The sequence below is a fragment of the Caenimonas koreensis DSM 17982 genome, assembly GCF_009646335.1.
In the GTDB taxonomy this organism is placed as follows: domain Bacteria; phylum Pseudomonadota; class Gammaproteobacteria; order Burkholderiales; family Burkholderiaceae_C; genus Ramlibacter; species Ramlibacter koreensis.
In genome coordinates this window covers 1-1575 of sequence record NZ_WJBU01000038.1, presented here as the reverse complement: position 1 = coordinate 1575, position 1575 = coordinate 1, and the positions used below count along the sequence as shown (strand labels likewise).

3 protein-coding genes are annotated in these 1575 nt (G+C 56.2%); all 3 read right to left on the bottom strand.

Annotation, left to right across the window (positions count from 1 at the left end; translation table 11 throughout):
• On the bottom strand, positions 1-487 hold a 487-nt coding region (locus tag GHT07_RS21210; RefSeq protein ID WP_153587085.1), incomplete at its 3' end, for a hypothetical protein.
• Positions 488-595: 108 nt separating this feature from the next.
• Entirely contained in the window at positions 596-931 is a 336-nt protein-coding gene (locus GHT07_RS21205) for a hypothetical protein (protein WP_153587084.1), read from the bottom strand.
• Positions 928-1575, bottom strand: a 648-nt coding sequence (locus GHT07_RS21200) for an RHS repeat-associated core domain-containing protein (RefSeq protein ID WP_194793012.1), incomplete at its 5' end; no start/stop codon positions are given. The genes GHT07_RS21205 and GHT07_RS21200, both read right to left, overlap by 4 nt.

Here is a 1575-nt window from a genome sequence, read left to right as displayed (position 1 = left end):
GCAGCCAGATGTATTCTGTGCGGCCCTTGCCCACTGCGCTTCCGTTGTCGTACTCGCCCAGCATCGCCCATGCGGGGATGGGGCCGTCGCCATAGACGTATGCCGTGCCGAGGCCCGCAACTGTTGTCGTGTTGCTGGCGGTGAACAGCCAGCCGAACGATTTCTTGAGCCAGGCGATGAAGCCCGCGTCCAGCGTCGTTTCATCGGGCAGCGTTTGTTCGGCTTGCGTGACGCTCTTGAACACGCGCTGGCCCAACGCGTTGGTGAGATAGACCACTCTTGCCGCTTCGCCGTCTTTGCTGACTGTCACTTTGGCGAGTCGGTTGGCCGCGTCGTAGTCGAACTCGCGCAGGCCATCGCTGGTCATTGATCCGTTCGCATTCACGATGTAGTTCACCGGCGCGGTCACTACGCTCTTGACCTTGCCGTTGCTCATGGTCGTGAGTGTTTGCGTGAAGCCCAGCAAGCGGTTGCTGTCGCCGTCCATCAAAGACACCTGACTTGTGGTGCTGGCAGCGTCTTGCTCGGTGAACTGGCCGTCTATGTCCGTGTCGCTGGTGTTGGATCGGCTTTGGCGCAACCCCTAGCGAACTGACTAATTGACGCTCGAGCGAGATCTCCACTGCCTCGCTCGTTCGAACACAAAAGGAACAAGCTTGAACCATTGGAGGTAACCGAGAACGCAGAAGGCTAGCCAGTCGAAAAATAGCGACTCATAGGAAGTCGGGACCGATAGCAGGTAAATCTCATACAGCGCGACGTGACCTAGCGGCACCAACAATCCAGCAGGCGCTGTTAGCCCAATCATCAGCCACACCAGAAATACGGCAATGTCACTATTGGGTTTGCCATCAAAGCCAAGCATAGACACAACCAGCACGGTCGTTACCAGGACTATCCAAATTGTCCGAAAGACGGTTCTGAGATTCATCGAGATTTTCTTTTCTTGGCAAATTTGATTCGGCATTGCTTGATGATCGCTTCGTCATACTCTTGGCAGTCTGTCCCGAAAGGGATGCCATACGTGGGCCGAGGCTTCTTCCACTCATTGAGTACGCACTGCTCGAAGCCGTCGTTGTCTGGCTCCACTTCTTTGCATTGGCCACCCTCAAGCGTATCGACGCTGGGTTTGCCCGGGCCTCGAAGCGGTGATTCCGCATGGTCCTGACCTCCACAAGTCACCTTTCCATCTTTGCCGACAACGCATGAATACTGATGGTATGCAGCAGGGATCCAATCGCGGGCGAATCTACTGAACTCTGTTCCAAACTTTTCCTTCAGCGCATTCAGAGGTTTCGTGCATTGCATTGTCTTCAGGCCCATGGGGTCGCTCAAGGCAAGCGGGTCGTCTCTCCCATACACGTAGCCGTTGGGACCATCGTCCAGGCCAGTGGGGTCGAACTGCGCGTATCGCCCACCCTTGTCGTTGTAGTAACGATTCCAGTTGTAGAACAGCCCCGTCTCCGCATCGAAGTACTGCCCCGGGAACCGCAGATTCATCTCGATGGGCTTGGTCGCCTTGAGCAGCACCGGCTGATTCGTGATCGCTTGCTTGGGGTTCGGTGTGGCTTGCAG

Excerpts from the sequence above, each read along its gene's own strand:
- GHT07_RS21205 (WP_153587084.1), bottom strand. The coding sequence starts at position 931 with ATGAATCTCAGAACCGTCTTTCGGACAATTTGGATAGTCCTGGTAACG.